The sequence below is a fragment of the Clostridium pasteurianum DSM 525 = ATCC 6013 genome (genome assembly GCF_000807255.1).
Classification (GTDB): Bacteria; Bacillota; Clostridia; order Clostridiales; family Clostridiaceae; genus Clostridium_I; species Clostridium_I pasteurianum.
The window spans coordinates 1,790,909-1,812,560 of the sequence record NZ_CP009268.1 but is presented as its reverse complement, the minus strand read 5'-3'; the positions used below and the strand labels follow the sequence as shown (position 1 = coordinate 1,812,560).

The 21,652-nt window shown below is 31.1% G+C and carries 18 protein-coding genes and 2 other annotated features (1 of these 20 only partly in view); of the genes, 5 read left to right on the top strand and 13 right to left on the bottom strand.

Annotation, left to right across the window (positions count from 1 at the left end; all coding sequences use genetic code 11):
- Positions 1-124: 124 nt before the first annotated feature.
- Complete coding sequence (locus CLPA_RS08200) at positions 125-1,858, bottom strand: phospho-sugar mutase (protein WP_003443654.1); 1,734 nt, start codon at positions 1,856-1,858, stop codon at positions 125-127.
- A 125-nt stretch (positions 1,859-1,983) separates the two neighbouring features.
- Between CLPA_RS08200 and CLPA_RS20820 the strand changes: the two genes are divergently transcribed.
- On the top strand, positions 1,984-2,205 hold the full coding sequence (locus tag CLPA_RS20820; RefSeq protein WP_143756571.1) for a hypothetical protein: 222 nt from the start codon (positions 1,984-1,986) through the stop codon (positions 2,203-2,205).
- On the opposite strand, the gene CLPA_RS08195 is transcribed toward CLPA_RS20820, so the two are convergent.
- Positions 2,172-2,804, bottom strand: coding sequence for a 50S ribosomal protein L25 (locus CLPA_RS08195; protein ID WP_003443647.1), 633 nt, complete (start codon positions 2,802-2,804; stop codon positions 2,172-2,174). The genes CLPA_RS20820 and CLPA_RS08195 overlap by 34 nt on opposite strands.
- 209 nt (positions 2,805-3,013) lie before the next feature.
- Between CLPA_RS08195 and CLPA_RS08190 the strand changes: the two genes are divergently transcribed.
- Positions 3,014-4,480, top strand: coding sequence for an aminotransferase class I/II-fold pyridoxal phosphate-dependent enzyme (locus CLPA_RS08190; RefSeq protein ID WP_003443643.1), 1,467 nt, complete (start codon positions 3,014-3,016; stop codon positions 4,478-4,480).
- A gap of 126 nt (positions 4,481-4,606) precedes the next feature.
- On the opposite strand, the gene CLPA_RS08185 is transcribed toward CLPA_RS08190, so the two are convergent.
- Together CLPA_RS08185 and CLPA_RS08180 are read right to left on the bottom strand one after the other, a co-directional pair.
- Complete coding sequence (locus CLPA_RS08185) at positions 4,607-6,973, bottom strand: endonuclease MutS2 (RefSeq protein WP_003443640.1); 2,367 nt, start codon at positions 6,971-6,973, stop codon at positions 4,607-4,609.
- Positions 6,974-6,975: 2 nt separating this feature from the next.
- Positions 6,976-9,315, bottom strand: a complete 2,340-nt coding sequence (locus CLPA_RS08180; RefSeq protein ID WP_003443638.1) for a U32 family peptidase — start codon at positions 9,313-9,315, stop codon at positions 6,976-6,978.
- A 206-nt stretch (positions 9,316-9,521) separates the two neighbouring features.
- Between CLPA_RS08180 and CLPA_RS08175 the strand changes: the two genes are divergently transcribed.
- Positions 9,522-9,803, top strand: coding sequence for a putative Se/S carrier protein (locus CLPA_RS08175; RefSeq protein WP_003443635.1), 282 nt, complete (start codon positions 9,522-9,524; stop codon positions 9,801-9,803).
- Positions 9,804-9,916: 113 nt separating this feature from the next.
- Here the strand turns inward: CLPA_RS08175 and CLPA_RS08170 are convergent, their stop codons facing one another.
- Both CLPA_RS08170 and CLPA_RS08165 read right to left on the bottom strand, forming a co-directional pair.
- The gene (locus CLPA_RS08170; RefSeq protein ID WP_003443633.1) at positions 9,917-11,065 is read right to left on the bottom strand and encodes an aminotransferase class V-fold PLP-dependent enzyme; all 1,149 of its coding nucleotides are present in this window, start codon (positions 11,063-11,065) and stop codon (positions 9,917-9,919) included.
- Positions 11,066-11,147: 82 nt separating this feature from the next.
- Entirely contained in the window at positions 11,148-12,671 is a 1,524-nt protein-coding gene (locus CLPA_RS08165; protein ID WP_003443631.1) for a coiled-coil domain-containing protein, read from the bottom strand.
- Between the two features lie 177 nt (positions 12,672-12,848).
- Between CLPA_RS08165 and CLPA_RS08160 the strand changes: the two genes are divergently transcribed.
- Positions 12,849-13,637: a hypothetical protein gene (locus CLPA_RS08160; protein WP_003443628.1), complete on the top strand. Its 789-nt coding sequence runs from the start codon at positions 12,849-12,851 to the stop codon at positions 13,635-13,637.
- A 258-nt stretch (positions 13,638-13,895) separates the two neighbouring features.
- A complete protein-coding gene (locus tag CLPA_RS08155; RefSeq protein ID WP_034830739.1) occupies positions 13,896-14,420 on the top strand; it encodes a DUF4489 domain-containing protein in 525 nt (174 codons plus the stop codon).
- 127 nt (positions 14,421-14,547) lie between these two features.
- Here CLPA_RS08155 and CLPA_RS08150 read toward each other — a convergent pair whose 3' ends face one another.
- The 7 genes from CLPA_RS08150 to infC form a co-directional block, all read right to left on the bottom strand.
- Positions 14,548-15,183 (bottom strand): cell division protein ZapA, encoded by a 636-nt coding sequence (locus CLPA_RS08150; RefSeq protein ID WP_144311757.1) that lies wholly within the window; start codon positions 15,181-15,183, stop codon positions 14,548-14,550.
- 105 nt (positions 15,184-15,288) lie between these two features.
- Positions 15,289-17,667 (bottom strand): phenylalanine--tRNA ligase subunit beta, encoded by a 2,379-nt coding sequence (gene pheT, locus CLPA_RS08145; RefSeq protein WP_003443622.1) that lies wholly within the window; start codon positions 17,665-17,667, stop codon positions 15,289-15,291.
- Between the two features lie 219 nt (positions 17,668-17,886).
- A complete protein-coding gene (gene pheS / locus CLPA_RS08140; RefSeq protein ID WP_003443620.1) occupies positions 17,887-18,906 on the bottom strand; it encodes a phenylalanine--tRNA ligase subunit alpha in 1,020 nt (339 codons plus the stop codon).
- Between the two features lie 140 nt (positions 18,907-19,046).
- Positions 19,047-19,282 (bottom strand) — a binding site (T-box leader).
- Positions 19,283-19,324: 42 nt separating this feature from the next.
- The gene (locus CLPA_RS08135) at positions 19,325-20,107 is read right to left on the bottom strand and encodes a TrmH family RNA methyltransferase (RefSeq protein ID WP_003443617.1); all 783 of its coding nucleotides are present in this window, start codon (positions 20,105-20,107) and stop codon (positions 19,325-19,327) included.
- A gap of 233 nt (positions 20,108-20,340) precedes the next feature.
- Positions 20,341-20,697 (bottom strand): 50S ribosomal protein L20, encoded by a 357-nt coding sequence (gene rplT, locus CLPA_RS08130; protein WP_003443616.1) that lies wholly within the window; start codon positions 20,695-20,697, stop codon positions 20,341-20,343.
- Between the two features lie 29 nt (positions 20,698-20,726).
- A complete protein-coding gene (rpmI, locus tag CLPA_RS08125; RefSeq protein ID WP_003443614.1) occupies positions 20,727-20,924 on the bottom strand; it encodes a 50S ribosomal protein L35 in 198 nt (65 codons plus the stop codon).
- 19 nt (positions 20,925-20,943) lie between these two features.
- Positions 20,944-21,471, bottom strand: a complete 528-nt coding sequence (gene infC, locus CLPA_RS08120) for a translation initiation factor IF-3 (RefSeq protein WP_034830795.1) — start codon at positions 21,469-21,471, stop codon at positions 20,944-20,946.
- 164 nt (positions 21,472-21,635) lie between these two features.
- Positions 21,636-21,652: a sequence feature (ribosomal protein L20 leader region), on the bottom strand; it runs 91 nt beyond the window's last position.

Sequence of the window (21,652 nt, the reverse complement as noted above, 5' to 3'; positions counted from 1 at the left end):
AAGATTAATGTAATCTCCCACTTAATTTTAAATAATTTTTTACAATTACAATTTATTAAATAGATAAATTCTCTTAAATTAAATATTTAATATTAGTTTTTATACTAAATAGGCCTTAATATATTTAGTTCTCACATGCCTTATTTATTATTTCCATAACGGCTTTATTAAAATTATCCATCTTTTCATCTGCATCTGAAAGATTTTTACCTACTGTAGCCATATAGACTTTCATTTTAGGTTCTGTTCCTGATGGTCTTACAACAAACCAAGAACCATCTTCCAATATAAATTTAAGTACATTTGATTTTGGAAGTTCTATTACACTTTCTGTATTATTTAAAATATCCTTTTCTTTACTCAATTTATAATCAAATTTCTTTACTATCTTCACTCCGTCTATAGCAGGTTCCAATTCATGTCTCAAATTTTCTATAGCTTTTTGAATCTTTTCCTGTCCTTCCTTACCTTTAAGTTCTAAGGATACTAGACTTTCTTTATAAAAGCCGTATTTTTCATAAAGATCAATTAATGCGTCATAAAGACTTAATCCCTTATTTTTATAATACAGTACCATCTCACATATTAGTGTAGCACCTATTACTGCGTCCTTGTCTCTTACAAAAGTTCCAGCCAGACAACCATAACTTTCTTCAAATCCAAATAAATATGTATTTGATCCAGTCTTTTCGAATTCTTTTATTTTTTCTCCTATATATTTAAAACCAGTAAGTACATCTATAAGCTCTACATTGAAGTCTTCAGTAATTTTTCTTGTCATTTCAGAAGTAACTATAGTCTTTATAACTGCTCCATTTTCAGGCAGCTTATTAAGCTCTTTTAAAGAGGAAATAATGTAGTGAGTTAAAAGTACTCCTGTTTGATTGCCTGTGAGAACTCTATATTCCCCTGATTTATCCTTTACTACCACCCCAATTCTATCACAATCAGGATCTGTACCAAAAATTACATCAGGTTTTATATCTTCTGCCATCTTTAAAGCCAGCTCAAATACTGATGGCTGCTCTGGATTAGGATAAGGTGCTGTTGGAAAGTTACCATTTGGCAATTCCTGATCTTTTACTACAAATACGTTATCATATCCAAGCTCTTTAAGCACTCTTCTTACAGGTACATTACCAGATCCATGAATAGGAGTATATATTACTTTCACGTCTTTAGCATTCTTTTTAACTAATTCTTCTCTTATTGTAAGAGCCTTAACTTTATCTATATAAGTTTTATCTACCTCTTCACCAATTATGTTTAGAAGTTTTTCCTCTTTTGCCTTTCCCAAGTCTATAGCCTTTACATTTTTAAATTCAGTAATCTTACTTATACAATCAAGTATTTCTTTAGCTGCCTTATCAGTTACCTGTCCTCCATCTTCATTATATACTTTGTAACCGTTATACTCTTTGGGATTATGTGATGCCGTTATAACTATTCCAGCCTTGCTCTTTAGATGTCTAACTGTATAGGAAAGTACTGGTGTGGGTCTTAATGATTCAAATAAATTTACTATAATTCCATTGGCACATAAAACTGATGCTGCTCTTTCTGAAAATTCTTTTGACATATTTCTTGAATCATAAGCTATGCTGACAGAAATTTCTCCTGTATAATTTTTATTTAAATAATCAGCAAGACCTTGAGTTGCTTTACCTATAGTATATATATTCATTCTATTACTTCCCGCAGATATAATCCCTCTCAGTCCTCCTGTACCAAATTCCAATTCTCTATAAAATCTATCTTCTATTTCCTTTTCATCTTTTACACTCTTTAATTCTTTTTTAGTTTCCTCATCAATATAGTCTGACTTTAACCATTGTTCATAATTATCTTTAAATGTCATTCATGTAACCTCCTCTATAATTCAATATTTTTATTATACTATAAAATCCATAAAATAACATAGATATTTGTTCTTATTTACAATATTTTTATGTAAATTTTGTAAATTATTATTTGAGGTATACATTGTTAAATAATTATATTGAAAATGTAATTCGTAATAGTGGAAAAGGACGAAGGAAAAGGCAAAGTATAAAGTTCAAAGAAGAAATATCAAATGAGAAAAAGCTTCGTCTTTTCTCATCTTCTACAAAAACTAGTAAGGACTTCATAATACTAAAATGCATTATGAAGTCCTGCTATTACAATGAATTTTACACATTTCCAGAATCTGCAGTGGAAGATTGATTTTCATTTGTTTCATCTATTGCTTCTTCATTGCCCTCGTCAGGTATATCTCCGCCACTAGCTCCTGTAACAGTAACTACTATACTGTTAAGATCATCTATAATAGATATTTCTGAACTTGCCTCAATATCTGCTATTCTCAATGTATCACCAAAACTTAAATTTGATACATCCACATCAATACTCTTAGGTAGGTTATCTGCTTGACATCTTATCTTCACACTGTCTTTTGATTTTTGAAGTATGCCTCCAAATTTTCTTATGTTACTTTCACCATTAAAATTCAATGGAACTTCAGTAGTAAAATTTCTATTTCCAGACAGATCTTCTAAATCAATATGTATAATTTTATGTTTTATAGGATCTTTCTGTATTTCTTTAATAAGTGTCTTGTGTTTTTCACCATCTATGTTTATCTCTAAAATACCGTGTTCTCCATTTATTGCTATCTCTCTTTGTAATTCTAATTCGCCTATCTCAAACAAAGTATTTTCTACATTTTTTCCATATATTATTCCCGGTATTAAGCCATTCTTTCTATTTTTCTTTGCAGCATGATTAACTTTTTTATTTCTAACATTAGCATTAATTAATTCCATAAATACACCTCCTATATTGTTCTATTATTGACATATATTCTTGTAATTATTCACTTATTGTATACATAAAATTTATTATCATTTATACTAGTTTTTTTATTGCAATTGAATTAGGTTTAAACTATAATAAGTATTGTTTCAAAAACCTATGTCAAGCCTTATTTTTAAAGACTTGAAGTTTATATATTGAAAGAAGGTGCTATCCAAAGTTGTATAAACTTAATCAAAATGAAACTCCTCTTTTTAATGCATTAATGGAATATGTAAATAGAGATACAGTTCCCTTCCATGTACCTGGCCATAAAAAGGGTCAAGGCATGGATAGTGAATTTAAAAAATTCATTGGTGAAAATGCTTTTAAAATTGATGTAACAGTATTTAAATTGGTAGATAGTCTTCATCATCCCACTGGTCCCATAAAAAAGGCCCAAGAATTAGCTGCAGATGCCTATGGAGCAAAAGCTTCTTATATATCTGTACATGGGACTTCAGGGGCTATTGAAGCTATGATTATGTCTGTAGTAAGCAATAATGATAAAATACTTATACCAAGAAATGTTCACAAATCAGTTACAGGAGGCATTATTTTAAGTGGTGCTGTTCCAGTATATATGCAGCCTGAACTAGACAAAGAGGTTGGCATTGCCCATGGAGTCTCTCCTGAAACAGTGGAAAAGACACTAAAAGAAAATCCTGATGCAAAAGCTGTTTTAATAATTAATCCAACTTATTATGGTGTGGCTACTGATATAAAGAAAATTGCCAAGATTGTTCACAGCTATGATATACCATTAATAGTCGATGAGGCCCATGGTCCCCATCTTGGATTTAATGATAGATTACCTATATCTGCTATAAATGCAGGAGCAGATATGTGCGCCCAAAGCACTCATAAAATAATAGGAGCTCTCACTCAATGCTCATTACTCCATGTTTGTTCAGATAGAATAGATATGCGCAGAGTGCAGCAAATTTTAAATATAATGCAGACTACTTCACCATCTTATATATTGATGGCTTCTCTTGATTGTGCCAGAAGGCAAATAGCATTACAGGGTAAAGAACTTCTTGATTATGCAATAGATCTCTGTACTTACACTAGAAATGAAATAAATAAAATTCCTGGATTCTATTGTTTTGGAAAAGAAATCCTTGAAGATAATGGTGCCTATGCTTTTGATCCCACAAAGATAACTATAAGCTGTAGAGAATTAGGTATAACAGGTTATGATCTAGATATGATTCTCTCTGAGGAGTATCATATTCAAATGGAATTGTCTGATTTATATAATGTTTTAATAGTTGGTTCCTTTGGAGATACAAAAGAAAATATGGACTATCTTATAAAAGTTTTAAAGGAAATAAGTAAAAAGTATTATGGAAAAGGAGTTGCAAAATCTGATTTTATAGATATTCCTCCTATACCAGAGCAAATCATAATTCCAAGAGAGGCTTTTAATAGTACTAAAGTTTCTATATCAATAAATGAAAGCATTGGTATGATAAGCGGAGAATTTTTAATGGCTTATCCACCAGGTATTCCAATACTATGTCCTGGAGAAATTATAACTAAAGAAATAGTTGACTATTTAAGAAGGCTTAAATCTGCGGGACTTTATGTACAAGGTACAGAAGATCCAGAAGTGGAATCAATAAAAGTAGTAAATAAAATATAAATATTAGATAAAAATAAACACTACCAAATTTATTTACAAATAAACTTGATAGTGCTTTTTAATGTCTATATAAATTGTTTTACAGCAATAATACAATTTCTAAAAATTCACTATTAAAAAGAAAATCTACTTTAGTTCAACTACAGTTACTCCGGCACCACCTTCCCCATAGTTTCCCAGTCTATAGCTTTTAATATGCTTATGTCTCTTTAGCATATCCGATATAACATTTCTAAGAACTCCTGTGCCTTTTCCATGGATTATGGTTACAGAGTTAAGTCCCGCAAGATAAGCTTCATCTAAATATTTATCCACATTATACATAGCCTCTTCTCCATCCATCCCTCTTAAATCAATAGATGAAGCAACTTGTCTTAAATTTAGCTTAGCTTCTCTCTTTCTTATCTTTTTTAACTCCTTATTAATAGAGGTATTTTCTTTTCCCTTTGAAAGATCTTTAAGTTTTACATTTATCTTCATTATACCAGCCTGTATTTGTACTTCTCCTTTACTGTCTGGCTGTGAAAGCACAATTCCCTTCATATTTAAAGAAGGTATATATACCTCCTCACCTTCTTTTACTCGGTTTAATCCCTTATGATTTTGTGAATTCTTCAGAGCACTTTCTTCTGCATTCTCAAGATTTTCTTTAAGTTTCTTTCTCTCCTCTTCGAGCTTTGCTCTAGTCCCTGAGGAATAACCCATTCTTTCAAGTTCTCTAATATTTTTTAATATTCTATCTGCTTCCTCTTTAGCTTCAGCAATAATATTTTTTGCCTCTCTTCTTCCTTCATTTAAAGCTTTTTCTCTAGAAGAATTCAGAGAATACAGTTTTTCTTCATATTTTTCTTTTATTTTTTCTGCCTCATTTTTCAGCATTTCTGACCTTCTTGCATTTTCCTCAGCTTTTATACTCTTTTCCTGAAGAGTTTGAATTAAATCTTCAAATTTAAGTGTGTCACTAGAAATACCTTTTCGTGCTTCATCAATTATATAATCTGGAAGTCCTAACCTCTTTGAAATTTCAAAGGCATTGGATTTTCCCGGTATACCTATTAATAATCTATAAGTAGGCTTTAAAGTCTCCACATCAAATTCCACTGAGGCATTTTCAACTCCCTCTGTTTTTAAAGCGTAAGCTTTTAATTCACTATAATGGGTAGTTGCCGCAAGTTTTGTATTTCTCTCTCTTAAATTTTCAAGAATAGCTACTGCTAGTGCAGCTCCCTCTGTAGGATCTGTACCAGCACCCAGCTCATCAAATAATACAAGAGAATTGGAGTCCGCTTTTCCCATAATATTAACTATATTAGTCATATGGGAAGAAAAGGTAGATAAACTCTGTTCAATGCTCTGCTCATCTCCAATGTCTGCAAATACCTCTTTAAAGAAGCTCACTGTTGAATTTTCCCTGGCAGGTATAAGTATACCACTCATAGCCATAAGTTCTAAGAGTCCTACGGTTTTAAGAGTAACTGTCTTTCCTCCAGTATTTGGCCCCGTTACTACTAAAGAAGTAAAATCACGACCTAAATATACATCCATAGCTACAACCTTTTCTGGATTAATTAAGGGATGTCTTCCTTGAACTATATCAATTATTCCATTGTCATTAACCGCGGGATTTATGGCATTTATTCTGCTGGCATATTTAGCCTTGGCAAATATAAAATCAAGTTCGTATACAATACTGGCATTATTCTCTACTAAAACTATATTTTCATAGACTTTTTGTGATAATTCCTCTAATATTCTACTTATTTCAGCCTGTTCTTTAAGCATTATCTCTTTTATCTCATTATTCAAATTCACAAGTCCTATAGGTTCAATAAAAAGTGTAGCACCAGAAGAACTCTGATCATGTACAAGACCTGGAACCTGTGCCTTGTATTCCGCTTTTACAGGAATTACATATCTATCACCTCTTATGGTATAGATATTCTCTTGAAGAAAATTTGAATAGGATCTTACAAGGGAATTCACCTTATTTTTTACAGAAGCAGTTTTATCTCTAAGAGATCTTCTTATATTAAAAAGTACAGTGCTTGCTCTATCTGATATTTCTTCTTCACCTATAATTGCGTTAAATATGGAATTTTCCAACGTTCTCAGCGGCACAATGCCTTCACATATATCTTCTATTACTCTAAAACTTTCCTCTTCCTCATTATGAGATATATACTCTTTAAATCTTCTGGCACATTTTTGTATATTTGATATCTTTAAGAGCTGCACAGGCATAAGAGTAGAACCCTTTCCCGCTCTGCTTATGGCATCTCTTGCATCGTAAGCTCCCTCAAAAGGTGCTGATCCCTTTTTAGCTAAAAGCTTTAGTGCTTCCTCGGTCTCCTCCAAATGTTCCTTCATCTCAAATATATTGTCATAGGGTTTAAGATTATCTATTATATCTTTAGCCGCACTAGTCTGCGTATATTTTTTTATTTCATTTTTTATTTTATAATATTCTAATACTCTTAAGGCTTTTTCATTCAATATTATTCAACTCCTCGCCTATAATGTCCACGGGTAAATTTTTTTAATTCCTCTTGAAATTTTCCACTGCTATAAGCCTCTAAAATACTTTTAACTTCCTGCTTATCTTCATCTATGAAATCTATTCTATAGTTAATATTCCCTAGAGAGCTCATATCCTTTAAATTTGAGATTAAATTTAAAGGATATGAATTATATATATGACTTCTACAGAATATATCCGTCTTAATTATAAATTCTTCTTCTCTCCTGTCTTTAATCTTAAAATCTCCATGATTACACTTATTATTACAATCTGATTGAGTAGATTTTCCGCCAAAGCAACTGCCTATAGCACAGTATTGATTTACCATGAGTTCTAACTTCCCATATAATAATATACCACAGGGAATAGGTGAATTCTTTATGATTTTAATTATTTCATTTCTGTTTAGTTCAGTACTTATATAAGTTCCATTCAAATCATTGCTGTAAAAGTCCAAAGTATACTTATTAAATATATTCAGCTTATAATCACCTATTATAGATAATTTACCCCAATATTTATTTATAATTCCCGCATTTGCAGTAACAATTCCCTTGATATTATGGAGGTTCTTATCTATAATACTGCAAACATAATTAAATTCTTCCTTGATTATATTTGGTACTTTTAAATATAATTCCACATTGCTTAAACTATCTATATTTATATCACAATTTCTGCCAAAACAATCTATTATAATCTTCCTTATGCCCCAATCAATACATGCCTTTAGCTGCTCTAAATTTTCTACAGATACTAGAAGTTTTTCCATAGATTTATTTGTCTTCTTTTCTCTATTAAAATCTATGGATTTATCAAAATTTTTTCTGCTTCTTCTGCATATATATTCTGTAATTTGTTCTATTAATAATCTTCTGGCAGCATTTATAGCTGATATAGGCAAAAATCCATCCTCATAGTGTGTAAAATTAATATTTTTAATATTAAAGGGTGTATTACCTGTCTTCATTAAATTATCCTCTAGTTTCACCTTTTCTACAGGTTTTTTTATGGCTTTTTGTACCATATCACCACTAATCATAAAAATCTTTCTATTATAATTACAGGATATTTCAAAAGGATTACCAATTTTAAATTTGCAATTTATATCTATATTAATTTTTCTTCCATAAGGATCCTTAAAACTATCATATAATATATCCAAAAGTTTTACATTCAGAGTTTTATAGAGTTTATCAAAGGCTTTATAGTTATTGGGAAAAATCTTTACCCTGTCACCTCTGTTTGCCTTTTCAAGCTCTGAATTTCCCTTTATAATTTTTGATACTATAAATCCATCTTCTTGAACTCTTATGCCATCTTTTATATTTATATCTTCCTCTAATGTAACAGTTGAATCACTATTTACTGTGCCTAAAAATAAGCCTGTATTTTTAGGAAAAGAATAGGCCATCATATCCTTTCCAGTATTTCCAAACATATAGGCCTTTGAAAAGCCTTCTCTATTAAAAAGCTGCTTAAGTTTTTTTATCTCTGCAGCATAATTAAAAGTACTATTATTATATACACTATCAATAGCCCTTCTATATATGCTCACCACACCCGCTACATATTCTGGTTTTTTCATTCTACCCTCAATTTTTAGTGATGCTGTTTTACTATTAATTATATCCTCTATATTTTCAAGAGTACATATATCTTTTGGACTCAAAATATGTCCTTTAAATTCTTCACCAGTATTTTTATTTAAAATAGTGTAAGGAAGCCTGCAGGGCTGAGCACAACGTCCACGATTTCCACTTCTGCCTCCTATAATACTACTCATAAGACATTGCCCTGAGTAACATATACAGAGGGCACCATGCACAAAAACTTCCGTTTCTATATTGAGTTCCGTTGATATATATTTTACTTCTTCAAGGGTAAGTTCCCTTGATAGTACTATTCTCTTAAATCCTAGATTTTTAAAATATTTGGCACCCTCTCCGTTATGTATAGTCATTTGAGTAGATGCATGAATTTCAAAGTCAGGGAAGTTCTTTCTAATTAAATAAGCTAATCCTACATCTTGGATTATCAATGCATCTACACCTATTGTATATAAAAATTTTATATATTCTAATACTGGCTTTATTTCCATATCCTTTATTAAAGTATTTACCGTAACATAAACTTTAACTCCATAAATATGACAATAATCTAATGCTTCTATAATTTTTTCATCATCAAAGTTAAAAGCATAGGCTCTTGCTGAAAATCTACTTCCTCCTAAATAAACAGCATCTGCTCCATTTTGTACTGCTGCATAGACACTTTCCATACCACCGCAAGGAGCCAGTAGTTCTATTTTCTCCATTATCATCTCTCCTAAAGCATTATGTTTTTTATTATACAACAAAATACTTATATTGAAAAATAGGAACTATTGAAAAAATTACACCTCAGAGGTGCAATTTTTTCCAATTCACTAACATTAAATTTCTTTTGACATATTATATATTAAAGAAACTATACTTTTTTTCATTTTTCAGAACAGCTTTCAAATAATTAGGAGTGGATATCATGAAAGTATATGAGGATAAATATATTATAGTTATTTCCTCTAATAGCCAGGCAACCTATTTATATAATGAACTTATGAAAAAGAAAATAAATATTGAGTTTATTTCAACCCCCTCGAAAATAGTTTCAGGATGCAGTAAATCTATAATTTTCAGGAGTAAAAATAAAGAAGATATTCTATCAGAGATAACAAGCAATAAAGTTAAAATTTATGGAGTGTACAGATTAATAAGAACTGATAATGGATATGAATATATTAGAACAGATTTTTCATGTATATAGATAAATTACAATTATTAATTACAAATATATCCATTCTAAAAAATATTCAGCATTTTTATCTTATATATACTGAGCGGAATCAAATTCCACTCAGTAATTTATTTTCATTAAACTTAAATAGATAAGTTTTGTTTGTATATAGATTTAATAACATCTAAAAATTTTTCAATATCTTTCTCCGTATTAAAATATCCCGGACTTATTCTGACAGTACCATATTCCTTAGTTCCAATTACATGGTGAATTAGAGGTGCACAATGATATCCAGTTCTAACAGCTATATTATTCTTATTTAAAATATAGCCAACGGTTGAGCTATCCATACCATCTATATTTATAGATACTACAGCTGCCCTATTTTCAACTGAATTTAATCCATACAATTCAACATAAGAAATCTTTTTTAATTCACTTAAAAGATATTCTGTTAGTGCTCTTTCCCTCTTTTCAATATTTTCTATACCTATCTTTTTTATAAACTTTATTCCCTCATACAATCCTGCAATTCCTGGAGTATTTAGAGTACCGCTTTCAAATTTATCTGGCAAAAAATCCGGCTGATCCATAGAACTGGAGTTGCTCCCTGTACCTCCATCAATAAAATTATTTAATTTAATTCCTTCCCTTACGAAGAGTCCTCCAGTGCCTTGTGGTCCTAAAAGGCCCTTATGTCCAGGAAAGGCAAGTAAATCTATATTAGCTTTGTCCACATCAATGGGAACAACACCTGCACTTTGAGATGCATCTAGCATAAATATAAGCCCATATTTTTTACATACAGAACCTATTTTTTCTATATCCTGAATAGTACCTAAAACATTAGAAGCATGGTTCACTATAATAGCTTTTGTATTTTTCTTTATACTTTTCTCCAGTTCACCTATATCAATATAACCTTCTCTATTAACATCCAGCAGTGTAAGTTCTACTCCAGCCTTATTTAAATAATTTAATGGTCTAAGTACAGAATTGTGTTCAATTACTGTACTTATAACATGATTCCCGCTTTTAAAAAGACCTTTTATGGCCATATTCAAAGATTCCGTAGCATTACAAGTGAAAATTATATTAAAAGGACAATCTATATTAAAAAGAGTACTGAGCTCTTGTCTTGTTTCTGCAATTTTTGATGAAGCCTTTATAGACATATCATGGGAGCTTCGTCCTGGGTTGGCAGCATAATTTTTCATACAATTTAAGACTTCATCATAAACCTCACTGGGCTTCGGAAAAGAAGTAGCAGCGTTATCTAAATATATCACATAAAATCCCCCTAAAACATAAAATTATTTATATACTCTCTTTCAGTATATGCGGGGAAAAATAAGTTGTAATATGAATATATTACTTTCTTCTTAGCAATCTATCCATAATAGATTGATTCTTTTCCATCTCCAGTTCCTGTTGAAGACGTATATTCTCCTGCACTTTTCGTTCCATTTCTTTTTGAAGCATATTCTTTTCTTCCTCAAACTTTTTAACTTGATTTTCCAGAGATTCTTTATATTCCTCAGTTTCCTGCAGCCTTTTTTCTGTTATATCTGTACGGCTTTTTTCTTCTAAGAGTTTTTCTTTTATACTTTGAAGCTCCTTCTGACTATTTTCATGAACTTCCAAATATGCCTTATAATTTTCCTCCAGTTTCCTCTTATCCTTTAATACCTTTGAAATATTTTCTTCATATTCCTCTATAAATCTTTGTTTTTTCTGCAATTGCATATTTAATGCTGAAAGCTTTTTATCTAGATTTTTATTTATGACTTTTGTTCTATGGAGTTCAATTTTTATATTCTTTATTTTATCATTGGGCTGTGAAAGGGAAAAGGCCTCCTCATTGCCATGATCTTCTGATATATTCTTTGTTCTCTTTACAAACTCACTTGGAATGTAAATAGACAGATCTGTTTCATCAGTAACATATACTTCTCTTTCATCAATTGAATTATATTTTTTATGAAAAATACAGGCATTGTATTTTTGTAATGGAACTCCACTGCCGCTTTCAATGCACATTGCATCTCCCCAGCCTTCACCATCAAAAATAGAATAGAAAATTCCACCCTGCTCCAGCCAGCAGCAATACAATATGTTACTTTCAGTAAATAATATAGGCTCTATTAGTTTATTATTAGTATCATAGACTCTAAAGCCTTTAATAACTCCATTTATATCCATAGTGACATGATCTAAAATGTATACAGAATTCTCCTTAGATCTGTTCAATATACTTATTTCTGATTCATCACTTAGAATTTGAAGACTAATATTTTCTCCCTGTATGCCATAAAGCCTTTTTAGAGGCGTCCATTGATTTTTCTGAAAGCTGCAGTAGTATACAGAGGCTTCATTACCTTCATCAGTAATAAATATCATATCAAGATTCTCTGTTCCCCTTAGGCTGACTTTGTAATACTCTTCTACATTCGGCAGTAATATAATATCCTGCAGAGCATTAACAGCTGTTTCTCTTCCGTTCCACTTACAATGCATAAGTATACCATGATCTGTTGCATCTTCTGATATAAGCATATAAAAAATATGCATATTTTTCCCTATTATCTGGATTTTTAAATTCTGTATTTGAGATCTATCACTTTCTCTAGTGTAGAGAATTTTTCCTATCCACTGTTTATGTCTCATGGTACAATATTTTAATTCTCCTCTATAGTTACTATACACAATATTAATTTTCCCAACTTCTTGAATATAAACAGTAAACTCCAGTACATCCTTATCAATTACATTTTCTTTGGTCCATTTTCCCTCTTCATACATAATATTGTAAAGTAATTCTCCATTATCATTTACCCAAAATTTCCATATATTATCTGCATAATCTAAATACAGCCAAGGATATACACTATTCACACTCACTCCCCCCTTTATAAAATTATATTTTCACAAAAAACTATTATGCACACATAATAATTAAAAAGTAAGTTTATTAAAGTTTATATATCACAACTTTAATAGCACTGCATAGTATGTATTGTAAGTACTAGATAATTTTACATTTATAAGAATTTTCCAAAAGGAGGAGAATTTATGTCCATTAACTTTAATAAATTTGTTCCACGTCCTGGACTTGTAAATAAACAAGGGCGTTTACCAGATCCTTCTGAATTGGTTTGTGTTGAAATCCCTAAAGTATTTGATCAATGCCTAATAAAAAGATGTCTTGTATATGATGAAGGACCTGATACAACAAAAACAGATTCTGAGCTGAGGAGCGATCCCCTTAAAGATCCTAAGAGATATATCGGAAGTAGAGATTTCAATATAACTCTTCTATCTGTAGATAAATATCCAATCAGAGGGAAGGAAGGCTTTAAAAAGATTATTATTTCCTATGTTATTTCTTTCTATGCAGATTACATTGATTGCGATGGTGTAAACAAAAGTGAATTCTACGAAATTAATAGAACAGATGTTATAGGAAAATTTTATTGTCCTGACTCCATAGCTGAAATTTCTGCAAGTTTTGTACCTCCTGTTCATCCAAAAGATTTAGATTCCAATATTATAAAACTTGAAATGGTTGCAGATGCCTTAGCTGGTGATTTAACTAAAGACTGCGATGGAAACTCCGTATTAGATATTACATTAGGCTACTACATCATTGTTAAATGCGAGCTCATCGTTCAGCTTTTAATACCAGCTTATGACTATTGCCCAGTTCCAAAAGAACCATGTGAAGAAGAACCTGAGGAAAAACCATGTGAAGTATTTGAAAGAGCTCCAGTTCCTAAATTCTATCCAGATCAAAACTTGGAGCCATTATTCCCAGACCATTACGATGAGGAAGAGGAAGACGAGGATTTAAGTGAAGATTAAACATCTCACTGTTATTCACCTATTTAAATATAAATATGTCTTAGTCTCTACTATAATAAAAATGGCATTATAAAAATGCCAGTTCATACTGATGATAATAACCATTCCATGCAATATATTTAATGGATATGAAGTTTTATCATCACTCTTTACAAAAAAATTCATATATTATAGTAGAAACTAATGATAAAATCATGAAATTGATTATTAACCGAGTATTTTAATATAATTTATGTAATCCAAAGGAGGATTTTATCTATGAATTCATGGTCAAGAAAAGACTATTATTATGATGACGATTGTGAACCTTGCAAGAAGAGAAGAAAAGACGACTACGATGATCACAAAAATTATCCAACTATAATAAAATGTGGATGTCCTAGTTCAACTACAGTACCAGTTGCTACTACTGCTGGCACTACTTTTACACTTGCTTCCCTTAGCTTAGATACTTCAAAATTAAAAAATCCATGTATTAAACTGGAATTTGCAAGTAATCTTGTTGTTGACGTTGCCTTTGTTGGAACATTAAGTATACAAGTATTCAAACTTTGTGGTAATCAAACTACACCTATACCAGTTGGACCTTCATGGGCTCTTGGTTCATTAGCAGCACTTTCTTCCACAACATTTTCATTTTTCGTTTGCGATTGTGATTCTTGTTTTAAAGATTGCTGCACCTATACTGTAGTAGCTACTGTTGTTGGTGTAGCTACTGTTGGCACACTTAATATCAACAATGCAACACTTGGAGCAATAGCTACCTCTGGATCCGGTTGCTAGTATGCAATATATGATATTATTATGGCTCAAGGCTAACAAGCCTTGAGTTTTTCTGTTATAAAAAATATCATCCTTTATTTATCAGTCAAAAAACAAACAAGGGAATACATCCAGCACTCCCTTTACTTTACTTCTTATTAATATTCTTTATGACTTCCTTCTTAGTCTTTGCCAAGGCAATCTGACCTTCCAGATACTTATTTTCCAAATCCATTATCTTATATTTTGCAGTCTGCAGTTTAAACTTAAGATCTTTATTGTCATATTTTAAACGATTAATTTCACCCAGGTATTTCTCATTATTTTCTCGTTTTAAATTTACTGCCTGAGTAAGTTCTTCTATCTGCTTGTCCTTTTCTATTGTATCTTCATTTACCTTAAGTTCTTCTACTTTAACTAAAAGCTGTTCTTTTTCTTCATTTACCTTCGTAAGTTCTTCCTTAAGTTCATCCATTTCAGCTTTAGTACTTTTTATGTTATTTTTTAATTTTTCAATTTCATCGGAAAGTTCTTCATTATAGTAACCAGCTTTAAACAAATCATCTGCCAAATTCAATGCAGTTAAAATAGAGGCCTCTGCTGTACTTAATTTAGAATTATTTTCCATTATGTTCTTAATCTTTTTATCCACATAAGTAGCAACTGCATGTAAATATTCTTCTCTTTCGTCGCCTTTTAGTTTATATTCTTTGTTATTAACTCTTACAGTAACGGAACTCATGTTTAACACCCTCTTAGATTCATCTAGTTTTAATTTTAACATATTATTACCTAGTACACAACTTATAATGACAGAGAGTTTAAAATTTGAGAGCATAAAGTTAACAAAAATTTAATCAACTTTACACTCTCTTCTCTTAAATAAATACTACCTTAGCTGAGCTCCTAATACATGTTCAAGAGTACTTAATATCTTACCATGAGCTTTATCCACTTCTTTATCTGTAAGAGTCTTATGCTCTGATCTATAGGTTATAGAATAGGCAACACTTTTCTTTCCTTCTTCTATTTGTGCACCTTTATATATATCAAATAATTTAAAGCTTTCAACTATATTGCCGCCTTTTTTACTTATAATATCTTCTATACTTTGAACTAATATATCTTCATCCAGTATTAATGCCATATCTCTTGTTACTGCCGGAAACTTAGGTAATGGCTTATATTTTCTCTCAATAACTGCATTTTCTACTATAAAATCAAAATCTATTTCAGCTATATAGCAGGCAGTGTCTACTCCATAGTTTTCTGATACATCTGGATGAATTTCTCCTAAAGTTCCTATGACTTTATTTTTCACAGTAACTTTGGCTGTTTTGCCAGGATGGAAAGATGGATTTTCAATTTCTCTTTCGTAATTTACATTTTTAATGCCAAGAGTTTCAATTATATTTTCTACTACTCCCTTTAAATCCAGATAATCTGCATTTCCATACAAACCTACAGTTATTATATTCTTTTCTTCTGGTATCTTATCTGCCTCTTCCGCTGGAATATATACTCTTCCTATTTCAAAAAGTCTTACTATTTCATTATTCCTTGAATAATTTCTAGCCAGAGCTTCCATCATAGACGGAACTGTAGTAGTTCTCATTATACTATAGTCTTCTCCCAGCGGATTTCTTATAGCTACAGCTCTTCTAAGAATACTTTCCTCTGGCAAAAGTATCTTATCAAATACTTTAGGACTTACGAAGGAATAAGTTATGGCTTCATTTAAACCGCAGGCAAGAAGGGTATCCAAAGCAATATCTTTAATAATCTGATTTCTGTATCTTCCTGTTCTTACACTGGAAACCTTAAGATTAGTAGAAGGTACGTTATTGTATCCATAAATTCTCACTATTTCTTCTGCTACATCTTCTCTTATATTTATATCTGTTCTAAAGGTAGGTACATTAACTATAAGCTTATCTCCCAAAATTTCAGTATTTAATTCCAGTCTATCTAGGTATGACTTCATGTCTTCTTTAGATAGGTTAAGTCCAAGGAAACTATTTATCCAGTTTGTATCCACTTCTACAGAATGTTCTTTTACAGGATTATCATATATGTCAATAGTCCCTTCCATTACTTCTCCTGCCCCCAGCTGCTCTATGAGATTGCAGGCTCTGTTCATAGCCATTTCCACAAGATTTGGATCTAAATCTTTTTCAAATCTTCCAGAAGCTTCTGTTCTTATATTTAATTTTTGAGAAGAAACTCTTATATTTGTTCCATCAAAATTTGCAGCTTCAAATATTATTTCAGAAGTATCTTCCTTAACCTCTGAATCAAGCCCTCCCATAATTCCGGCTAAACCAACTATATTTTCGCCATCCTTAATAGTCAAAATATCACTATTTAAATCTCTTTCCACTTCATCTAAAGTTGTAAATTTTTCATTTCCTTCTGCTTTTTCCACTACTATACTGCCAGAAGTTATCTCTCTCTTATCATAGGCATGCATAGGCTGACCTAATTCAAGCATTACAAAATTTGTTATATCCACTATATTGTTTATAGGTCTGACTCCAGCCTGAAGAAGTCTCTCTTCAAGCCAGGCAGGAGATTTTTCTATCTTTACATTTTTTACGCCTCTTGCCATATACCTTCTGCAAAGACTGTCCTTTATTTCTACTTTTATCTCATTATTGATATTAGCTGTACTCTTACAGCTATAATTTAATTCGGGCATTTTGTATTCTGTATTAAGAGTTGCAGCTGTTTCTCTGGCAATTCCAATTACGCTAAGGCAATCTGGCCTGTTAGAGGTTATTTCAAAATCAATTACTGCCTTATCAAGATTTAATACTTCTTTAATATTTTTTCCTACCACAGTGTCTTCAGGTAAAATCATAAGTCCATGAGCAGTGCCTTCTTCAGCGAGGCCCAATTCTTCCTCTGAACACATCATACCATTAGAAGGAATTCCTCTTAATTTCCCCTTCTTTATCTTTATGCCTCCAGGAAGACTTGAACCATGAAGAGCCACTGGTACAATATCATTCTCCTGCATATTATTTGCTCCAGTTACTATCTGTATAGGTAAGTCCTCTCCCACTTCTATCTGGCATACCACTAACTTTTCTGCATCAGGATGGGGTTCAATTTTTAATATTTTTCCTGTAACCACTTTCTGAATTTCGTCACCGCTGGTTATTACCTCTTCTACTTTTGATCCTGATAGAGTTAAGGCGTCTCCTAACTTTTTTGCATCTAAATCTATGTGAACATAATCCTTTAACCATTCTACTGGTACTTTCATAAAATTTACCTCCAATTTATTTAGTTAGGAATTAAAAGTTAAGAATTGAAAGTTATAGTAAATTTTTTTGGCTTTGCTGATAAAAGTTTATATTGAATTTTTAAATGAAGCTCAAAAAAATCTCTAATTTTAATTCTTAAATCTTAATTTCTATTAAAATTGTTTAAATAAAATAAAAAACAATTTAAACTTTTAAACTTTTCAATGATTGATTATTTTTTAAAATTGATCTAAAAATCTCATATCGCTTTCATATAATTGTCTTATATCATCTATCCCAAGAGTCTGCATAACTATTCTATCAAGTCCTACTCCAAAGGCAAAGCCGCTATATACTTCTGGATCTATACCACAATTTCTTAGAACTTGTGGATGAACCATACCGCAGCCATACATTTCTATAAAGCCTTCTCCCTTACACACCTTACAGCCTTCTCCCCCGCAGGCGAAGCAGGAAATATCAAGTTCTGCTGAAGGTTCTGTAAATGGGAAATGATGAGGTCTGAATTTTGTCTTCACATTCTCTCCAAACATCTTCTTTATATACATTTCAAGAGTTCCCTTCATATCTGCAAAAGTTATTCCCTTATCTACTACAAGTCCCTCTACCTGATAAAAAATAGGAGAGTGAGTAGCATCTGCTGCATCTGATCTATATACTTTTCCAGGGGATATCATCTTTATAGGCGGCTTTTGATTTAACATAGTTCTTATCTGTACTGGTGAAGTCTGTGTTCTTAAAACTATGTTATCATTTATATAGAAAGTATCCTGTTCACCTCTTGCAGGATGACCTTTAGGTATATTCAGCATTTCAAAATTGTATTTATCATATTCTACTTCTGGTCCTTCTTCCACAGTAAATCCCATGGAACGGAAAATTTCTTCAGTTTTTCTAAGAGTTATGTCTAGTGGATTTCTATGACCTATAGTCTGCTTTTTTCCTGGAAGAGAAATATCTATAACTTCACTTTTTAACTTTTCTTCCTTTTCCTTTTTCTTTATAGAATCCATAGATGTATTTATTATACCTTCTATTGTCTCTCTTACTTCATTGGCAATTTTACCTATTACAGGTCTTTCTTCCTTTGAGAGGGTACCCATCCCCCTTAATATCTGTGTAAGTTCTCCTTTTTTACCCAGATATTTTACTCTTAATTTTTCAATTTCTTCTTTGCTGACAGAACTTTTTAGTTCAGCAATGGCACTTTTCTTTATATCTTCTAATTTTTCCTTCATAAATTTTCTCCTTATAAATAAAATTATTTTTAAAATAGTAAATATACTTTTTGACAATTTAATAAAATACAAATAATCTTTTTTGTTTAAAATTATGATCAAAATTAACTATCAAAAAACAAAAAAACTTCTATCCCCTCTAAAGGGACGAAGTATCCGCGGTACCACCCTAATTGACAAAAATGTCCTCTTAAAAATGTATCGGTTTTAACCGCTGAAAGCTACAGAATATTTCTAAAAACATTACTAAAAATACTTTCACCATCAGAACTCCAGAGTGAACTTCAGTATATTCTATCTAAAGAGACTCTCAATTTAAAATCTCTTTTCCCTGTAAGATAACTTCTATACTTACTCTCTCCATCAAAGTTTATTTATAAAACTATATTTAACATTATAACTAGGATAAAGTTCTTTTTCAACTATTTTTCTGTCTAACAGCCTCAAACATCATTATTCCCGCTGCTATACCTACATTTAATGACTCCGTATTACCAGGCATTGGTATTTTTACTCTCACATCAGAAATTCCATAAATCTCCTCACTGATTCCGCTGCCTTCATTTCCCACCGCAATAATGATCTTCCCAGTAAGATCTATATCATAAAAATTATTTTTTGTATCAAGAGAACTCACCACAATTTTAAAACCCTGCTCTTTAAATTCTTTTATATGTACTAAATCTTCATCTATTATTATAGGTATTTTAAATATAGAACCCATAGTAGATCTCAAAGTCTTACTATTATATATATCTACAGATCCTTTAGTTACTATAATGCCTTTTGCCCCCGCAGCATTTGCTGTTCTTATAATGGTTCCCATATTGCCTGGATCCTGTACCCTGTCTGCTAATATATAAAATCCCTCATCATAGTCAACATTGATTTCTCTATTACTTACCACTGCGGCAATTCCCTGTGGATTGTCTGTGCTGCATATACTCTTTAATATAGATTCTGAAACCTTAATAATTTTAGTACTTCCCTTAATTTTCTGGTTTAAACCAATCTTTTCAAATTTTTCTTCTATAGACTCACTGATTATAACATAGATTACATTAAAATTTGATTCCAATGCTTCTGAAACAAACCTAAATCCTTCTACTATAAATCTATTATAAATGTTTCTATACTTCTTTTCCTGAAGCTTTTTTATGTCCTTAATTATCGTATTATCCTTACTTTTTATAATTTCCAATATTATATCAATCCTTACTTTAAAGGGTAAACATACTTCACAGCATTAATACAAAACTAATAACACTCTTTTAATAAAAAAACAGCCTAATAGGCTGTTTTTTATATACAAATTTAAAATAACTCATCAATATACTATATTATTTTGTATTCTAATTAAATCATAAACCTTTGATTAATATATGTACACATACAATATATAATATATATGATTTGTTATTTATTTTTACAGACCTAAGCTAATTGTTTCTTAGCTGCTTCAACTAACTCTGAGAAAGCTTTAGGATCATTTATAGCTATTTCTGAAAGCATTTTTCTGTTAAGATCTATACCAGCTAATTTGATTCCATTAATGAATCTTGAATAAGAAAGACCATTTATTCTTGTAGCTGCATTTATTCTAGCTATCCAAAGCTTTCTAAAATCTCTTTTCTTTAATCTTCTTCCAACATATGCATTTCTTAATGCTCTGATAACACTTTCGTTAGCAGTTTTAAATAACTTGCTCTTTCCACCATAGTAACCTTTTGCAAGTTTTAATATTTTTTTATGATACTTACGAGCATTCATAGCTCTCTTTACTCTTGCCATTTAAAAAACCTCCTTAAAAACCAATCCCCTTATAGGTATGGTAACAATTTCTTCATTGTCTTTTCTTGTGTTACAGAAACATATCCAGTTTTTCTTAAGTTTCTCTTTGTCTTTGTACTCTTTTTAGTTAATATGTGACTTTTAAAAGCCTTTGCTCTCTTAAGTTTTCCAGTACCTGTAAGCTTAAATCTCTTAGCTGCTGCTCTCTTAGTTTTCATTTTTGGCATAATAATTTCCTCCCCTCGATTATGCTCTTTTAGGAGCTAAAACCATTGTCATATTTCTTCCTTCAAGCTTTGCTCTTTTTTCGATGACATAAATGTCATCTAGTTTAGAAACAAAGTTATCCAATATTTTATTGCCCTTGAAGGCATAATCCGCTTCTCTTCCTCTAAATCTAACAGTAACTTTTACCTTGTCTCCGTCAAGTAAAAATTTTCTAGCATTGTTAGCTTTAATTGATATATCATGTTCTTCAATAGTAGTACTCAATCTAATTTCTTTAATTACTACTACCTTTTGATTTTTTTTATTTTCTTTTTCTTTTTTATTTTGCTCATATATGAACTTACCAAAGTTCATAATTCTGCAAACTGGTGGGTCTGCACCTGGTGATATAAGAACTAAGTCTAAATCCTGTTCTTCAGCCATTTCTATAGCTTCTCTAGTGGAGATTATCCCAAGCTGTGAATTATCATTTCCTATAACCCTTACTTTTTTTTCTCTAATCTCTTCATTAATGAGAAATTTACTGTTCTTACTAATGATTTTCACCTCCGAACTTAATAAAAAAGAAACATGCATAATCAATTAAGCTTACTCATCAAACTCTTGCAATCCTTTAGGTCTAGATAAATTAATACCCTGTCATATACTGTTGTCACTCATATATTATGAGGCAAGGACCTTAGTAAATAATCACTAGGATAGGTATTTATACAAAATAAAAAGGACG